General features: G+C 63.0%; 18 protein-coding genes and 1 riboswitch. Of the genes, 17 read left to right on the top strand and 1 reads right to left on the bottom strand.

Annotation, left to right across the window (positions count from 1 at the left end; genetic code table 11):
• Positions 1-116: 116 nt before the first annotated feature.
• From ldtR to nusB, 7 genes are all read left to right on the top strand, one after another.
• Positions 117-626, top strand: coding sequence for a transcriptional regulator LdtR (gene ldtR, locus ACX3OW_RS15835; protein ID WP_459096762.1), 510 nt, complete (start codon positions 117-119; stop codon positions 624-626).
• Between the two features lie 284 nt (positions 627-910).
• Complete coding sequence (locus ACX3OW_RS15830) at positions 911-2,134, top strand: L,D-transpeptidase family protein (protein WP_459096761.1); 1,224 nt, start codon at positions 911-913, stop codon at positions 2,132-2,134.
• A gap of 164 nt (positions 2,135-2,298) precedes the next feature.
• Positions 2,299-2,511 (top strand): DUF6898 family protein, encoded by a 213-nt coding sequence (locus ACX3OW_RS15825; RefSeq protein WP_459096760.1) that lies wholly within the window; start codon positions 2,299-2,301, stop codon positions 2,509-2,511.
• 47 nt (positions 2,512-2,558) lie between these two features.
• Positions 2,559-2,641, top strand: a riboswitch (ZMP/ZTP riboswitch).
• Between the two features lie 119 nt (positions 2,642-2,760).
• Entirely contained in the window at positions 2,761-4,062 is a 1,302-nt protein-coding gene (gene glyA / locus ACX3OW_RS15820; protein WP_459096759.1) for a serine hydroxymethyltransferase, read from the top strand.
• 9 nt (positions 4,063-4,071) lie between these two features.
• A complete protein-coding gene (nrdR, locus tag ACX3OW_RS15815) occupies positions 4,072-4,548 on the top strand; it encodes a transcriptional regulator NrdR (protein ID WP_459096758.1) in 477 nt (158 codons plus the stop codon).
• On the top strand, positions 4,545-5,648 hold the full coding sequence (gene ribD / locus ACX3OW_RS15810) for a bifunctional diaminohydroxyphosphoribosylaminopyrimidine deaminase/5-amino-6-(5-phosphoribosylamino)uracil reductase RibD (protein ID WP_459096757.1): 1,104 nt from the start codon (positions 4,545-4,547) through the stop codon (positions 5,646-5,648). The genes nrdR and ribD overlap by 4 nt, the downstream gene beginning before the upstream one ends.
• 101 nt (positions 5,649-5,749) lie before the next feature.
• Complete coding sequence (gene nusB, locus ACX3OW_RS15805) at positions 5,750-6,244, top strand: transcription antitermination factor NusB (protein ID WP_459096756.1); 495 nt, start codon at positions 5,750-5,752, stop codon at positions 6,242-6,244.
• 228 nt (positions 6,245-6,472) lie between these two features.
• Here nusB and ACX3OW_RS15800 read toward each other — a convergent pair whose 3' ends face one another.
• Positions 6,473-6,922, bottom strand: a complete 450-nt coding sequence (locus ACX3OW_RS15800; RefSeq protein ID WP_459096755.1) for an outer membrane protein assembly factor BamE — start codon at positions 6,920-6,922, stop codon at positions 6,473-6,475.
• Between the two features lie 166 nt (positions 6,923-7,088).
• Between ACX3OW_RS15800 and ACX3OW_RS15795 the strand changes: the two genes are divergently transcribed.
• From ACX3OW_RS15795 to iolG, 10 genes are all read left to right on the top strand, one after another.
• Positions 7,089-7,616, top strand: a complete 528-nt coding sequence (locus ACX3OW_RS15795) for a ubiquinol-cytochrome C chaperone family protein (RefSeq protein WP_459096754.1) — start codon at positions 7,089-7,091, stop codon at positions 7,614-7,616.
• Positions 7,613-8,158 (top strand): YceD family protein, encoded by a 546-nt coding sequence (locus tag ACX3OW_RS15790; RefSeq protein WP_459096753.1) that lies wholly within the window; start codon positions 7,613-7,615, stop codon positions 8,156-8,158. The genes ACX3OW_RS15795 and ACX3OW_RS15790 overlap by 4 nt, the downstream gene beginning before the upstream one ends.
• Before the next feature lie 78 nt (positions 8,159-8,236).
• The gene (plsX, locus tag ACX3OW_RS15785; protein ID WP_459096752.1) at positions 8,237-9,307 is read left to right on the top strand and encodes a phosphate acyltransferase PlsX; all 1,071 of its coding nucleotides are present in this window, start codon (positions 8,237-8,239) and stop codon (positions 9,305-9,307) included.
• Entirely contained in the window at positions 9,304-10,281 is a 978-nt protein-coding gene (locus ACX3OW_RS15780; protein WP_459096751.1) for a beta-ketoacyl-ACP synthase III, read from the top strand. Before plsX ends, ACX3OW_RS15780 begins: the two co-directional genes overlap by 4 nt.
• 252 nt (positions 10,282-10,533) lie before the next feature.
• Entirely contained in the window at positions 10,534-10,845 is a 312-nt protein-coding gene (locus ACX3OW_RS15775) for an integration host factor subunit alpha (protein WP_459096750.1), read from the top strand.
• Between the two features lie 26 nt (positions 10,846-10,871).
• Positions 10,872-11,327 (top strand): MerR family transcriptional regulator, encoded by a 456-nt coding sequence (locus ACX3OW_RS15770; RefSeq protein ID WP_459096749.1) that lies wholly within the window; start codon positions 10,872-10,874, stop codon positions 11,325-11,327.
• 751 nt (positions 11,328-12,078) lie between these two features.
• Positions 12,079-13,020 carry a sugar ABC transporter substrate-binding protein gene (locus ACX3OW_RS15765; protein ID WP_459096748.1) on the top strand — a complete coding sequence of 314 codons (942 nt, stop codon included), beginning with the start codon at positions 12,079-12,081 and terminating at the stop codon, positions 13,018-13,020.
• Between the two features lie 74 nt (positions 13,021-13,094).
• Positions 13,095-14,222, top strand: coding sequence for an ABC transporter permease (locus ACX3OW_RS15760; protein ID WP_459096747.1), 1,128 nt, complete (start codon positions 13,095-13,097; stop codon positions 14,220-14,222).
• A 1-nt stretch (position 14,223) separates the two neighbouring features.
• Positions 14,224-15,003 (top strand): ATP-binding cassette domain-containing protein, encoded by a 780-nt coding sequence (locus tag ACX3OW_RS15755; RefSeq protein ID WP_459096746.1) that lies wholly within the window; start codon positions 14,224-14,226, stop codon positions 15,001-15,003.
• A gap of 34 nt (positions 15,004-15,037) precedes the next feature.
• Positions 15,038-16,075: an inositol 2-dehydrogenase gene (gene iolG, locus ACX3OW_RS15750; protein WP_459096745.1), complete on the top strand. Its 1,038-nt coding sequence runs from the start codon at positions 15,038-15,040 to the stop codon at positions 16,073-16,075.
• Positions 16,076-16,205 lie beyond the last annotated feature (130 nt).

Here is a 16,205-nt window from a genome sequence, read left to right as displayed (position 1 = left end):
TGCTTTCCAGTAAGATAGTCTTAATCACGCCACTTAGGGTGATCTTAGTCCGGCGGTCGTAGTTTGGCCTCATGAGATGCGAAAAATCGCACAGACTGCACAACAGTGAGGCACAAATGGCAATCAAATCCAACGCAGCCGAGGCCCTGTCCCCGGAACGTCCCCAGAGCCTGAAGCCGCTTTATCTGGAAGCTGTTTCCCGCGTAGAGCGCCTGCACCGTCGCCTGCTCGACCTCATCAAGGATGAGTTCGACCGGATGGGCTGGGACGATATCAACCCGGTCCAGGCGCTGCTGATGTTCAACATTGGCGACGCTGAACTGACCGCCGGCGAGCTGCGTTCGCGCGGTTACTATCTGGGCTCCAACGTCTCCTACAATCTGAAGAAGCTGGTCGAGACCGGTTACATCTTCCAGGAGCGCTCGCGCACTGACCGTCGTTCGGTCCGCATCAAGCTCACCCCCAAGGGCGAGGAAGTGGCCGAGGTCATCGACGAACTTTATGACCGTCACCTGAAGTCCATCGACAAGGTCGGTGGCCTGGGCGACGACGAATTCGACGGCCTGAACAAGGCGCTGGCCCGCCTTGAGCGCTTCTGGGTCGATCAGATCCTCTACAAGCTGTAACGCCGGGCGCCTGCCGCCACTGTTGCTGCTGTGCCACATCTGAAGGTCAACGCCGGTCCCATGGGCCGGCGTTCACTTTTTCGCCGCAAACGCGCGCGACTGCGATGTTACGTGGTTTGAAACCATTTATGCGTATTTTCGGATCAGGCAATTCCGGGCTCACATGCGGTTGACCGCGTTGTGACCAGCGGGGCGCAATGGTAAAACTGGCACGTTTTTCGGGGCCAGCAATTTCGGGTGACTTGATGCGGCTGAATAGACGTTCCTTGCTCCGGTATACGGCCATGGCCGGAGCATCTCTGGCAATGCCGGCGGTGGTTCGCGGGCAGGAGTCGTTCTTCGACATGATGAACAGCGGCAATGTGCTGCGCAATGTCGACAAGGATGGCAACACGGCCGCCGCTCAGGCGCTGATCGCCACCAATGAGCCGATCCTGTCCTATGACACGCTGTATAATCTCCAGCTGGCCATCTCCCAATATGAGCCTTTCGTCGCCAATGGCGGCTGGGAAGAAATTCCCCAGGAGGCGTTCCGCCTGCTGATCGGCAAGTCCGGCGCTCCGGTGATCGCGCTCAAGCGCCGACTGATTTCGTCGGGCGACATGGTGCTGGTGCCCAATGTCAACGACATGTTCGATCAGGATACCGATCGCGGCGTGCGCAGCTTCCAGGCCCGTCATGGCCTGGTGGTCAACGGCCAGGTGGACGAGGCGACCTGGTACGCCCTGAACATCCCGGCCGAGACCCGCCTGCAGCAGCTCTATCTCAATTACACTCGCGTCCAGAACATGGCCGCGTCGCTGAACCCGCGTTATGTCGTGGTCAACATTCCGGCCGCCACCATCGAGGCGGTCAATGACGGCATGGTCGAACAGCGCCACACTGCGGTGGTCGGCCGCGTCGAGCGCGCCACCCCGATCATGGCCAGCAAGATCAGCCAGATCAATTTCAATCCCTATTGGCACGTGCCCAAGTCGCTGGTCCGTCAGGACCTGACCAAGTACATGCAGGAAAATCCAAACTACCTGACCGAGCAGAACATCTTCATCTACGATGGGTCGGGCAACAAGGTTGATCCGCAGTCGATCGATTGGACCAACATCAGCGACCAGGCGGTCAACTACATGTATCGCCAGGAGCCCGGTGCGGCCAATTCCATGGGCCACTGCAAGATCAATTTCTACAATCCCTATGATTGCTACCTGCACGACACGCCGGGCAAGGAGCTGTTCGGCGAAAACGGTCGCTTCCATTCCTCGGGCTGCGTCCGCGTCGAAGGCGTCGCCGAGCTGGTCAACTGGTTGCTGCGCGACAATGGCGACTGGGACCAGAACAAGGTCAACTCGACCTTCGATTCGCTGCAGCGGCTCGATGTGGAGTGCAAGGCCCGCGTGCCGATCCACACCACCTACATCACCGCCTGGGCCAATCGCCAGGGCACCGTCAGCTTCCGCGACGACGTCTATAAATTCGACGAACAGGGCAAGGTCACCTTCGACCAGGCCTAATCCCGCCTCGTAGATCGCAATCGCCTCAGTCGACACCCTCCCCCTTGCGGGGAGGGATCAAGGGTGGGGGATGTTTAGCCCCCATATCCGGGCCAATCGCACCCCCTCCCAAAACCTGCTATCGTGACACCGGCGCGGTGAACAGCTTGGGGCAGGGGCGTGGCATGAGCGACGGCGAGGTCTATTTCGAGTTCGTGCAGGTTGGCCCGCAGATGCGGGTCGCCGCCATCGATGCGGCCACCGGCATCGAGGTCATCGTCATCACCCCGCGTTCGGCCACCAAGCTGCAAATGCAGCAGGTCGCCCTCGCCAAACTGCGCCGCAAACTGGTGGAAACCACTCCGGCGCCACCGGTGATCCCCGGCAAATTTGCCTGAGCCTGGCCGCCAGCTCTTCCCCTGGCGCGTGTTTTGGGCCATATTCCGCCTGTTCGCGCGACTGGCGAGAAGAGATGGGTAACCATCGGGGAACGCGAACCTTGTAGAGCCGCTCGCCTGGGCACCCATCCGCAACTAGGGGAGCCCTATGCACTCACAACCTCTTTCCCGGTCTTGGAATCGCGCTCCGCGCCATGATAAGGCCTTTCCCATGCTTGCCCGTTTCGTCTCCAGCGAGGTCGTTGTCCTATGAGCGCTGCCGCGTCCCTTCCGCTCTTTCCGCAGTTTTTCACCAACTCCGTCGCCCAGACCGATCCGGAGCTGGCTACGGCCATGACCAATGAGCTGGCCCGCCAGCAGGGCGAGATCGAGCTGATCGCTTCGGAGAACATCGTCTCCCAGGCGGTGCTGGAAGCTCAGGGCTCCGTCCTCACCAACAAATACGCCGAAGGCTATCCCGGCCGCCGCTATTATGGCGGCTGCCAGTATGTCGACGTTGCCGAAACCCTGGCCATCGACCGCGCCAAGCAGCTGTTCGGCGTCGAATATGCCAACGTGCAGCCCAATTCCGGTTCGCAGGCCAATCAGGGCGTCTATCAGGCGCTGATCCAGCCCGGCGACACCATCCTCGGCATGTCGCTCGATGCTGGTGGTCACCTGACCCATGGCGCCAAGCCCAACCAGTCCGGCAAGTGGTTCAACGCCATCCAGTACGGCCTGCGCGCGCAGGACGGCCTCGTGGATATGGATCAGGTGCGTAGCCTCGCCCGCGAGCATAAGCCCAAGATGATCGTGGCTGGTTTCTCGGCCTATTCCCGCATCATGGACTGGGCCGAATTCCGCGCCATCGCCGATGAAGTCGGCGCCATCCTCTTCGTCGATATGGCCCACGTGGCCGGTCTGGTTGCTGGCGGCGTCTATCCCAGCCCGTTCCCCCATGCCCATGTCGCCACCACCACCACCCACAAGACTCTGCGCGGCCCGCGCGGCGGCCTCATCCTGACCAATGACGAGGCCATCGCCAAGAAGATCAATTCGGCGATTTTCCCCGGCATTCAGGGCGGTCCGCTGATGCATGTCATCGCCGGCAAGGCCGTGGCCTTCAAGGAAGCCCTGCAGCCCGAGTTCAAGGCTTACGCTGCTCAGGTCGTGGCCAATGCCAAGGTGCTGGCCGACACGCTGGTCAAGGGCGGCGTCGAGATCGTCAGCGGCGGCACTGACAACCATCTGATGCTGGTCGATCTGCGCCGCAAGGGCCTCACCGGCAAGGCGACGGAAGCCGCTCTCGAGCGTGCTCACATCACCTGCAACAAGAATGCCGTGCCGTTCGACCCGGAAAAGCCGGCCATCACCTCGGGCATCCGTCTGGGCACCCCGGCCGGTACCTCGCGTGGTTTCGGCGTTGCTGAATTCCAGCTCATCGGCGAGCTGATCATCGAAGTGCTCGATGGCCTCAAGGCCAATGGCGACGAGAATAACGGGGCCGTCGAGGCTGCGGTTCGCGCCAAGGTCAAGACGCTCACCGATCGCTTCCCGATCTACGGTCAGTAAGGGCTTTTCATGCGCTGTCCCTATTGCGGCAATGACGATACGCAGGTCAAGGACAGCCGCCCGACCGAAGATTCTGGCGCTATCCGCCGCCGCCGCGTCTGTAATGGCTGCGGCGGCCGCTTCACCACCTTTGAGCGCGTGCAGCTGCGCGACCTCACCGTGGTCAAGAAGAGCGGCCGCAAGGTGCCCTTCGACCGCGAAAAGCTGGCGCGCTCGGTCTATACCGCCTTGCGCAAGCGCACCGTCGAGGCCGACCGCATCGAGCGGATGATTTCCGGCATCGTCCGCCAGCTCGAAAGCCTGGGCGATGTGGAGGTCACCTCCGACCAGATCGGCGAATATGTCATGGATGGCCTCAAGGGCCTCGATGACGTGGCCTTTGTGCGCTTCGCCTCGGTCTACAAGAATTTCTCCGCCGCCGACGATTTCCGCAATTTCCTTGCGGCACTCGCCGAGGGACAGTCGACGATTCAGGACGACGAGTGAACGAACTGACCGCCGACGACCGGCGCTGGCTCGATGCCGCCGCCCGCTACGCCACGCCCTTTCTCGGTACCACCGGCGATAGCCCGACCGTAGCCGCCTTGCTGGTCGCGCCGCACAACCAGACCCTGCTGGCCCGCGCCGTGACCGCCAAGGGCGGTCGCCCGCACGCCGAAGCCCTGGCCATCGAGGCCGCCGGCTTCGACGCGGCTGGCTGCACGCTCTATCTCACGCTCGAACCCTGCCATCATTGGGACCGCACGCCGCCTTGCGTCGATGCCATCATCCGCGCTGGCATCATGCGCGTCGTCATCGGCATGGCCGATCCTGATCCGCGCATCGCCGGCAGCAGCGTTGCCCAGCTCGAATCCGCCGGTGTCGAAACCCTGATTGCCGATGCTGCCTCGTGCAAGGCGCTGCATGCCGGCCATGCGTTACGGCATAGCGCCGGCCGTCCCTTCGTCACCGCCGTGCTCGCCATCTCGACCGATGACCGGATCGGCGTCGCAGGCGAGGGCAGGGCGGCTCTGACCGGTCCAGCCGGTGCCTGGCTCGATCTGCTGCGCACCCGCTCCGACGCCGTGCTGATCGGCGCCGCCACCGCCCGTGCCGATGATCCGAAGCTGACCGTCACCCTGCCGGGCCTTGCCGCCCGCACGCCCTTGCGCGTCGTGCTGGCCGGCGCTGCGGGGATTGATCGCAAGGTGAATCTGATTGGTGGTTTCTCCGGCTATCGCACTGCAATCATTGCCGAAACCGACGTATCGGTCGATGCGCCAGCCTCGGTCCAGACCCTGCGAGTTGCCGGTAATAGTGGCCGCCCCGACTTGCCCGCCTCGCTTGCCGCGCTGGCCGACAAGGGCATCCAGAACCTGTTGGTCGAGCCCGGCCAGCGCCTTGCCGCGGCCCTGCTCGAGGCCGATCTGGTCGACCGCTTTGCCCTGATCACCCTCGATCAGACCATTGGCGCCGCCGGCATTGCCGCCAGCCAGGATGGCAAAATGGCCGATGTTCTGGCCGCCGCCGGCCTCGTTGCCGTCGAGGATCAGCGTCTCGGTGATGCCCAATTGACCCTTTTCGAGCGCCCGGCCCAGCCAGATTAGCCGCGCGCGCAGTTGCAGTTCCCCCCGTGGGCGATTAATGGGAATGCGACGCCTCCTCCGGCAGCGCGGCCCTCGGCCACACAGCAAAGTTGAAAGCAGTTATGGCCGACGCTCCCAAACGCGACCCGCATACCGACCGCCCCGCCAATCAGCGTGGTGCCGCCCGGCTGGCTGCGGTCCAGGCGCTCTATCAAATGGATGTCGGTCGCGCGACCCTTGAGGATACGCTGGCCCAGTTCGGCGCCTTCCACCTCGGCCGCGAAATCGAGGGCGAGCAATATTTGCCCGCCGATGCCGATTTCTTCCGCCAGATCGTTGCCGGCGTCGCCAAGCACCAGCTGGCCATCGATCCCGCCGTAGATCGTGCCCTGGCCGATGGCTGGCCGGTCGAGCGCGTTGACGCCACTTTGCGCGCCATCCTGCGCGCCGCCGCTTTCGAGCTGCTGCGCCGCAAGGACATTCCGCCCCGCGTCGTCATCACTGAATATGTCGATATCGCCAAAGCCTTCTACGAAGACGACGCCTCCGGCCTGGTCAACGCCACCCTGGACGCCATCGCCCGCGAAGCCGGCTCCGACATGGACGGCACGGTCTAGGCCTGCGCCGTGGCGGCATCAAGCGCTCCAACACACTCGATGTCATCCCGGCCTTGAGCCGGGACCCATCCTGAGATGGGGTCAGTGGTAAAATCTGTGCCCACCCACCAGCCAAATCCCCTCGCCCTTCGGGGAGAGGGCTAGGGTGAGGGGGCGATGCCAGCCCAACAACCATCCCCCACAAACAAAAAAAGCCCCGGTTTCCCAGGGCTTTCTCATTTCGCTTGCTTAGAAGCTCTGCAAAATCTGGTCGATGAAGTTGCGATCCTCGCCAAAGGACGCGGTGCGGCGGCTCTCGACCGCCACGGTCTTGCCGTCCTGCAGGCCGTAAACGGCCTTGTCGATGACCTTCTTGTTCTTGTCGAAATACACCACCAGCACGGTGCGCGAGTCGATCATGGTCATGCCAAACGCGGTCTGCCGCACCTTGGTCTCGACATAATAGAATGCAGATTGGTCGCCGAAACTATTGGTCGACTGCGGCGAGCCCAGCACCAGGGTGACCAGCTGCTGGCTCTGGCCCGGGCGAATCTGGGCCATGGCACTGTCGGAGAGTTCATAGCCCTGGGTCCGCTTGGTGATCAGCGAATTGCTGCTGGTGCAGGCGGCCAGCGTCAGCGCCAGCAGGGCGGCCGCGGCGAGCGGTGCGAATGAACTGGAGACGTTACGCAGGAGCATGAATTTGACTTTCCCGATGGCTCTCGACTATAGGCACGGCAACAAGGCAGCGGCCATTGCGGCCGTCGGAATGTGTAGCTGCCAACTTGTCCGTCTGGCAAGCTGGCAATGGTCCGGCGCAGCTGTTTGCCCCTGTTAGGCCGAGCAAGATGCTGAGCGCAATCCCATGATCATGTCCCTGTTCCGCAAGAACACTGCCACCGCACCAGTTTACGCCGTCTATAACGCTATTGTGGCGCAATCCCGGCAGCCGTTTTTCTACGCCGATTGGCAGGTGCCCGATACCGTCACCGGTCGTTTTGATATGATCAGCCTGCATCTGGCGCTGCTGTTCCGGCGCCTGCGCGCTGAAACCGGCGACCAGAAGGATTTCAGCCAGGCGGTGTTCGATCTGTTTTTCAAGGATATGGACCGCTCGCTGCGCGAAATGGGGGTTGGCGATCTCGCCGTCCCCAAGCGCATCCAGAAAATGGGCAATATCTTTTTTGGCCTGCTGGCCGCGATGAACGAAGCGATGGATCGCGGCGACGAGGCCGCTTTGCAAGCCGTGCTGTCGCGCAATATTCTCGATGGTGCCACCGGCGATCACGTCGCGGCGCTCGCCAGCTATCTGCTGGCTGAAGATCGGGCGCTTGCCGCCCAGCCTGCCGCTTCCATCACGGACGGCGCGCTCAATTTTGAGGTTGCCGCGTGAGCACTGAAGCCCCGCTATTCGACGCCGTCGTCCGCATCGACCGCCTGCCGGCTGGTGGCCGCGACCTGAAAGTCTCGCTCGATGAAGCGACCCGCGCCGAGTTGGCCATCGTCCTCAAGCTGAGCGCCATCGATTCGTTCGAGGCCAATCTCGTCGTGGTGCCGCTGCGTGGCGGTTTGCGCGCCCAGGGCCGGCTGGTTGCCGATATCGTGCAGCCTTCCGTGGTGACCTTCGAGCCGGTGGGCCAGCATGTTGATGAAGTCGTTGACCGCATCTTCCTGCCCGACGCCCAGGCGCCCAAGCCGGCGGCGGGGTCGGAAGTTTTCGTCGATCTTGAAGATGACGACTTTCCCGACCATATCGACGGTCATGAAGTCGATCTCAGCGCCTTGCTGATTGAAACGCTGGCACTGGCCATCGATCCCTATCCGCGCCGCGAGGGCGAAAGCCTCGACGCGCTCGACATAAATGCCGGCAACGGACCCTCCGGGCCCTTCGCCGCCCTTCAAAAGCTCAAGAAGTCCACCGATATTGACCGTTAGCGTCGGCGGGCGGGCTTGCACCGACTCCCCGATGGGATATGTTTGCCTGCCTCCTCGGGAGGCTCAGAACAGGCTGAAATGACCGATACAATAACGATATCAGTGGATGCCATGGGCGGCGACAATGCCCCTCGGGCAGTGATCCACGGAGCTTTTCTGGCCCTGCGCGAGCGCAAGAACACCCGCTTTATCTTTCACGGGCGGCAGGAGCAGATTACGCCGCTGCTCGATGAATTTCCCGATCTCAAGCCCGCTTCCGTCGTGCGCCATTGCGATCAGGTCATCGCCATGGACGAGAAGCCCAGCCAGGCCCTGCGCAAGGGCAAGGGCACCTCGTCGATGTGGATGGCGATCCAGTCGGTCAAGGATGGCGAGGCCGATGTGGCGATCTCCGGTGGCAATACCGGGGCGCTGATGGCCATGGCCACCTTCTGCCTGCGGCCGATGAAGGGCATTTCCCGCCCCGGCATCGCTGCCATCTGGCCCACCGTGCGCAGCGACATCGTCGTGCTCGACATGGGCGCCACCATCGGCGCCGACGCCCAGCAGCTGGTGGATTACGCCATTCTGGGCTCGGCCCTGGCGCGCTGCCTGTTCCACAACGAGTCGCCCACCGTCGGCCTGCTCAACGTCGGCACCGAAGAGGTCAAGGGCCTCGAATCGATCAAGGAAGCCGGCCGCATCCTCACCGAGGCCAGCGGCGCTGGTTTCAGCTATCAGGGCTTTGTCGAAGGCGACGATATCGGCAAGGGCACCGTCGATGTGGTGGTCACCGAAGGCTTTGTCGGCAATATCGCGCTGAAAACCGCCGAAGGCACCGCCCGCCAGGTCGCGACCTATCTGCGCACGGCGCTGAAATCCACCCTGATGAGCCGCATCGGCGCCTTGCTTGCCTCCTCGGCCCTCAATGCCCTGCGTCGCCGCATGGACCCGCGCACCGTCAATGGCGGCGTGTTCATGGGCCTCAACGGCATCGTCATCAAATCCCATGGCGGCACCGACGAGATCGGCTACAAAAGCGCCCTGAGCCTGTCCTATGAAATGGCCAATAGCCGCCTGATCGACAAGATCGGCGAGACCATGCAACGCTTCCCCATCAAGGCGGCCCCCGCCACTCCCGAAGCTGAACCTGAGGCAAAACCGGCGTGACCAAAACGCGTACCATCATCCGCGGTGTCGGCGGCTACCTGCCTGAAAAGGTGCTGACCAACGCCGAACTCGCCACCATGGTCGATACGTCCGACGAATGGATTCAGCAGCGCGTCGGCATCAAGCAGCGCCACATCGCCGCCGAGGGCCAATTCACCTCCGATCTGGCGGTGGAAGCCGCCAAGAAGGCCATGGCCGCCGCTGGCGTCACGCCCGACGATATCGATCTGATCATCGTCGCCACCACCACGCCCGACTACACCTTTCCATCAGCGGCGACGCTGGTGCAGATGAAGCTGGGCATGCATCACGGCATGGCCTTCGACATTCAGGCGGTGTGCTCGGGCTTCGTCTATGCCATCGCCACGGCCGACAGCTATATCAAGAATGGCCTGGGCACCCGCGCGCTGGTGATCGGCGCCGAAACCTTCTCGCGTCTGCTCGACTGGAATGACCGCACCACCTGCGTGCTGTTCGGCGACGGCGCCGGCGCCGTGGTGCTGGAAAAGATCGAACTGGCCGACGATGCGCCCGAACAGGGCGTGCTCGCCTCGGCGCTGCGTTCTGACGGCCATCACTGGGACAAGCTCTATGTCGATGGCGGCCCGTCCACCACCGGCACCACCGGCCATGTCCATATGCAGGGCAAGGAAGTGTTCCGCCACGCCGTTGGCAAGATCACCGACGTGGTCTATGCCGCGCTCGACCAGGCCGGCTACACCGTCGACGATCTCGACTGGTTCGTGCCGCATCAGGCCAATCGCCGCATTATCGACGGGGCAGGGGCCAAGCTTGGCCTGCCGCCCGAGAAGGTGGTGATCACCGTGCAGGAGCATGCCAACACCTCGGCCGCCTCGGTGCCGCTGGCGCTGAGCGTCGCCGTTGCCGATGGCCGCATCAAGCCGGGCGACCTGGTGATGCTCGAGGCCATGGGTGGCGGCTTTACCTGGGGTGCTTCCCTCATTCGCTGGTAAACCCGGCCCGGACCTGATTGACCTTAGCCGTTTCAAGGCGTTAGTGTCCTTCCGGGCGGAGGAACCCAGCGCAGAAATCGGGTCGCACGAGGGATTTGTGACGGTCCGGTAGCGCTGAGCGAAGGCTAGGATTCCCGCGGTATGGCCCGACCTTCATTATAAGGTCGTGCCGACAGCAAGTTTGATCGGGGGCGCGAACCAACGCGTCCCGGCGCGCGGGGATTTGCACCTTTCGACAACACGGGGGTACGAATGACGCAGAAGACGATTACGCGGGCCGATCTGGCCGAGGCAGTCTATGGCACGGTTGGCTTGTCGCGAACCGAGTCGGCCGAATTGGTCGAACGGGTGCTCGAACTCATCGGCGACGCCCTGATCACCGGGGCCAACGTTAAGCTATCCTCCTTCGGCTCGTTTCAGGTGCGCTCTAAAAATGAGCGGATCGGCCGCAATCCCAAGACCGGCGAGGAGGTTCCGATCCTTCCGCGGCAGGTTCTTGTGTTCAAGCCATCCAACGTGTTGAAGTCCAAGATTAACAAATCTATGGTGAGCGCTGGGAAATAAGCCATCCAGAGTGAGTCTCAGCCTCCGTGGATAAGTCTCCAGACGCCTTTCGCACGATATCAGAAGCCGCCGACGAGCTGGATTTGCCCCAGCACGTCCTGCGCTTTTGGGAGACGCGCTTTTCCACCATCAAGCCGCTGAAGCGCGGCGGCGGCCGGCGCTATTACCGGCCCGAAGATGTGATGCTGCTGCGCGGCATCCGCCATTTGCTCTATGATCAGGGCTTCACCATCAAGGGCGTGCAGCGCATCCTCAAGGATCAGGGCAGCCGCTATGTCATCGCCGTGGGCGAGGGCAAGCCGCTCGAAGACCTGCTGCCGATGATCGAACAGGCCGAGGCCGCCAGCGACGAGGCGGAAATCGAAGACGCCGTGATGCTCGCCAGCCCCGGCCTCGACCGCGAATCCCGCGATAAGCTCTCCGACGTGCTGCGCGAACTCCTCGAATGCAAACGCATCCTCGAACGCGCCCGCGAAACCTGAGGCCAGCCGCTAGCGGCCGCTTTGTTGGCTCAGCGCCAACTGCCAACGCAGCGCTAACCCCACCCCCGATGTCATCCCGGCCCTGAGCTGGGACCCATCCCGAGCGCTCTCCGCGCCCTCCATCGGCGTGTTTGACCCGACGCCACCCACCCGCAAAAACTATCGGCTCCTGCCCAGCCTCCCCCTTGCGGGGAGGGCCGGGGAGGGGGGGGCTTGTGACCCCCACCCTCAATCCCTCCCCCTGGAGGGGGAGGGAGGCGCAAATTGCCATGTCGGCGTTCACCGTCTCCCTCCCACCGTCATTGCCCGGCTCGTCCGGGCAATCCAGCGGTGCTTCCGCGTGCGCGCCCCCCCCGCCTAACCTCCTCACACAAAACGAATCCCCCACCCCTCAACCCCGCCCCCTGCATCGATTTCATCCCCATTTTCCACCGATATGGAATGAATATTCCGCGTTGACAATATAACGGAACTGGTGTTTCATTATGGTCAATAAATGACCGGACCAATGCAACAAGGTCCGGCGCTGCAGGGAGTGTCCAGCCTTGTTGCCCGAGCGTGTGAATCAGCAGCTGAAAGCGCCACGCGCACTGCTGGCCACCGGCTCCGGCCTGACCATTCTGGCTGCCGCTCACTGTCATATCGACCAGGGTTTCAGGAGCATGCCCCTGGGCCCAACAATTCCCGACAAGGGATAGATCCGGGACCAAATGGGTGCTGCCGGACACCCGCTCTGTGGAGGAGAAACGACATGAAAAAACTCGCACTCGCGTGCATGATAGCCACCGCGACCCTGGTGTCCGCGGTTATGCCGGCCCAGGCTGAAGGCGAGCGCTTTGTGCTCGTCAGCCACGCCCCCGATTCCGATAGCTGGTGGAACACCATCAAGAACGCCATCAATCTGGCCGGCGAGCAGATGGGCGTGACCGTCGAATATCGCAATCCGCCGACCGGCGACATTGCGGACATGGCCCGCATCATCGAGCAGGCCGCCGCCTCCTCACCCAATGGCATCATTTCCACCATCGCCGACTTCGACGCCCTCAAGGGCCCGCTGAGCGACGCCGTGGCGCGTGGCATTCCGGTGATCACCATCAATTCGGGCACCCTGGAACAGTCCAAGGAAATCGGCGCGCTGTTGCATGTCGGCCAGCCTGAATATGACGCTGGCTTCGGTGCGGGCGAAAAGGCCAAGGCCGCCGGCGTGACCAGCTTCGTCTGCGTCAACCACTACATCACCAACCCGGCCTCGGTTGAGCGCTGCCAGGGCTTTGCCGACGCACTCGGCATCGAGCTGGGCAACCAGATGATCGACTCCGGCATGGACCCCAGCGAAGTCCAGTCCAAGGTCGCCGCCTATCTGCAGACCAACCCGGACACCAATGGCATCCTGACCCTTGGCCCGAACTCGGCCCACCCGACCATTGCCGCCCTCGACCAGACCGGCAAGGCGGGCACCATCTTCTTCGCCACCTTCGATCTGTCGCCGGAAATCTCCACCGCCATCAAGGCCGGCACGATCAATTTCGCCATCGACCAGCAGCCCTTCCTGCAGGGCTACCTCCCTGTGGTGATCCTGACCAATCTGGCGCGCTATGGCGTGGTGCCTGGCAACTCGATCAATTCGGGCCCAGGCTTCATCACCAAGGACAATATCGCCCTGGTTGAGAAGTTCGCCGGCGAATACCGCTAACAGCCGCTGCTGGCCGGCCCCGCTTCACTCCGGGGCCGGCCACACTGCGCCCCGAAATCCAACGAGATCGTGACATGACCCAGCCGAGCGCCCCAACGCCCGCCGCGACAGACGAACGCCTCGCCCGCCAATCGGGGCTGCGCACCATGCTGATGCGGCCCGAACTCGGGGCCATGGCCGGCGCCATTCTGGTGTTCATCTATTTTGGCGTCGTCGCCGGCTCGACCGGCATGTTCGCCCCCGATGGCATCATGAACTGGGGCGTGGTTTCCGCCCAATTCGCCATCATCGCCGTCGGCGCGTGCCTGCTGATGATCGCCGGTGAATTCGACCTCTCGGTCGGCTCGATGATCGGCTTTGCCGGCATCGTCATCGCCGTGCTCAGCGTGCATCTCGGCTGGCCGATGTGGGCCGCCATCATCGCCGCTTTCATCGTCGCCATGCTGATCGGCGCCGCCAATGGCTATCTGGTGATCAAGACAGGCTTGCCCTCCTTCATCGTCACCCTGGCCTCGCTCTACATCCTGCGCGGCCTGACCATCTACACCGCCATTTCCACCACGCGGCAGACCATCATCGGTGGCGTGCGCGAAGCTGCAGCCGGCGATTGGCTGGCCCCGATTTTCGGCGGCAAGGTGTTTGGCTTCTTCTTTTACTGGCTCGCCGACATGGGTTGGATCGCCAAATTCACCGCCGGCAACCGCGCCGGCCAGCCCGTGGTGGACGGCATTCCGATGCTGATGATCTGGGCGCTGGCGCTGATCATTTTCGCCCATATCCTGCTCACCAAGACCCGTTTCGGCAACTGGATCTTCGCCTCGGGCGGCGATGCCCAGGCCGCGCGCTATGTCGGCGTGCCGGTCAATCGGGTGAAAATCCTGATGTTCATTTTTTCCGCCTTCTGCGCCACCGTGCTGGCCACCTCCCAGGTGATGGAATTCGGCTCCGCCGCCGCCGACCGTGGCCTGCTGAAAGAGTTCGAGGCCATCATCGCCGTGGTCATCGGCGGGGCTCTGCTCACCGGCGGCTATGGCTCGATCATCGGCGCGGCGCTAGGGGCATTGATCTTTGGCGTGGTGCAGCAGGGGCTGTTCTTCGCCGGCGTCGAAAGCTCGCTGTTCCGCGTCTTCCTCGGCATCATCCTGCTGCTGGCCGTGGTGCTGAACACCTATATCCGTCGCCTGATCACCGGGGAGCGCTAACATGAACACCCCCCTTATCGAACTGATCGACATCACCAAAAGCTTCGGCCCGGTCATCGCCCTCAATGGCGTCTCCGTCTCGGTCATGCCCGGCGAATGCCATTGCCTCCTGGGTGATAACGGCGCCGGCAAATCCACCTTCATCAAAACCATGGCCGGGGTCCACAAACCCAGCTCCGGGCAGATCAAGGTCAACGGCCAGCCGGTGAATTTCGCCAATCCCCGCGACGCCATGAGCGCCGGCATCGCCACCGTCTATCAGGACCTGGCGATGATCCCGCTAATGTCGGTCACCCGCAATTTCTGGATGGGCCGCGAGCCGCGCAAGGGCTGGGGCCCGTTCCAGTTCTTTGACGAAGAAACCGCCAGCCGCGTCACCATGGAAGAAATGCGCCGCATGGGCATCAGCCTGCGCGAGCCCAATCAGGCCGTGGGAACCCTGTCGGGCGGCGAACGCCAGACCGTGGCCATCGCCCGCGCCGTCTATTTCGGCGCCAAGGTGCTCATCCTCGATGAGCCCACCTCGGCGCTCGGCGTCCGCCAGACCGCCAATGTGTTGGCCACCATCGACCGGGTCCGAAAAACCGGCATCGGCATCGTCTTCATCACCCACAATGTGCGCCACGCTCTGGCCGTGGGTGATCGCTTCACCGTGCTCAATCGCGGCAAGACCCTGGGCACCGCCCTGCGCGGCGAAATCACCCCCGAGGCGCTGCAGGATATGATGGCCGGCGGCGCCGAAATGGCCGAACTCAGCTCGTCATTGGGCGGCACGGTCTGATAGCATCACACCAGATTTTTGGAGACTTTTGTAAATGACTCTTCGTTTCGGTCTGCTCGGCGCGGGCCGCATCGGCAAGGTGCATGCCAAGGCCATCACCGCCAACCCCAAGGCCCAGCTCGTCGCCGTGGCCGATGCTTTCCCCAAGGCCGCTAGTGACCTCTCCAGCCAGTACGGCTGCGAAGTGCGCAGCGTCGAACAGATCCTCGGCTCGGCCGATATCGACGCCGTGGTGATCTGCACCCCGACCGATACCCATGCCGATCTGATCGAGCAGTTCTCGCGCGCCGGCAAGGCAATCTTCTGCGAGAAGCCGATCGATCTCAGCGTCGACCGTGTCAAATCCTGCCTCAAGGTGGTCGACGCCGCGGCCGGCACGCTGATGGTCGGCTTCAACCGCCGCTTCGACCCCCATTTCATGGCCGTGCATGACGTCATCGCCAAGGGCGAGATCGGCGCCGTGGAAATGGTCACCATTGTCTCGCGCGATCCCGGCGCGCCGCCGGTCGACTATATCAAGCGCTCAGGCGGCATTTTCCGCGACATGACCATCCATGATTTCGACATGGCCCGGTTCCTGCTCGGCGAGGAGATCGACACCGTCAGCGCCCAGGCCTCGGTGCTGGTCGACAAGGCCATCGGCGAAGCCGGCGATTACGACAGCGTCTCGGTGATGCTGTCCACCGCCTCGGGCAAGCACGCCACCATCTCCAATTCGCGCCGCGCCACCTATGGCTATGACCAGCGCATCGAAGTGCATGGCTCCAAGGGTGCCGTCTCCGCCGAGAACCAGCGCCCGGTCTCCATCGAAGTCGCCAATGCGTCCGGCTACACCCGCCCGCCGCTGCACGACTTCTTCATGACCCGCTACACCGAAGCTTATGCCCGCGAAATCAGTAGCTTCATCGACGCCGTTGAATCAAAATCTCCGGCATCTCCCAGCGGCCTGGACGGCCTCATCGCCCTGGCCCTCGCCGACGCAGCGCTGAAATCCGTCAAAGAGGGCAGGGCAGTCAAAGTAAGCGAAATCACCGGCGCCCTGGCCGACAAGAGCGTGTTCCAGGGCCGCTAAGCCCACCCCGTCCACGGTGTCACCCCGGCCTTGAGCCGGGTGTGGATTCACATTTGAAGTGCAACGGGATGAAGGCCTCGGCGGGGGTACGGAAGCCGAGGCATTTTCGGGGGGTGTTGTTGTGGTGGGC

This window comes from Devosia sp. A449 (genome assembly GCF_054489375.1).
This window is presented reverse-complemented; position numbering and strand designations above follow the sequence as displayed.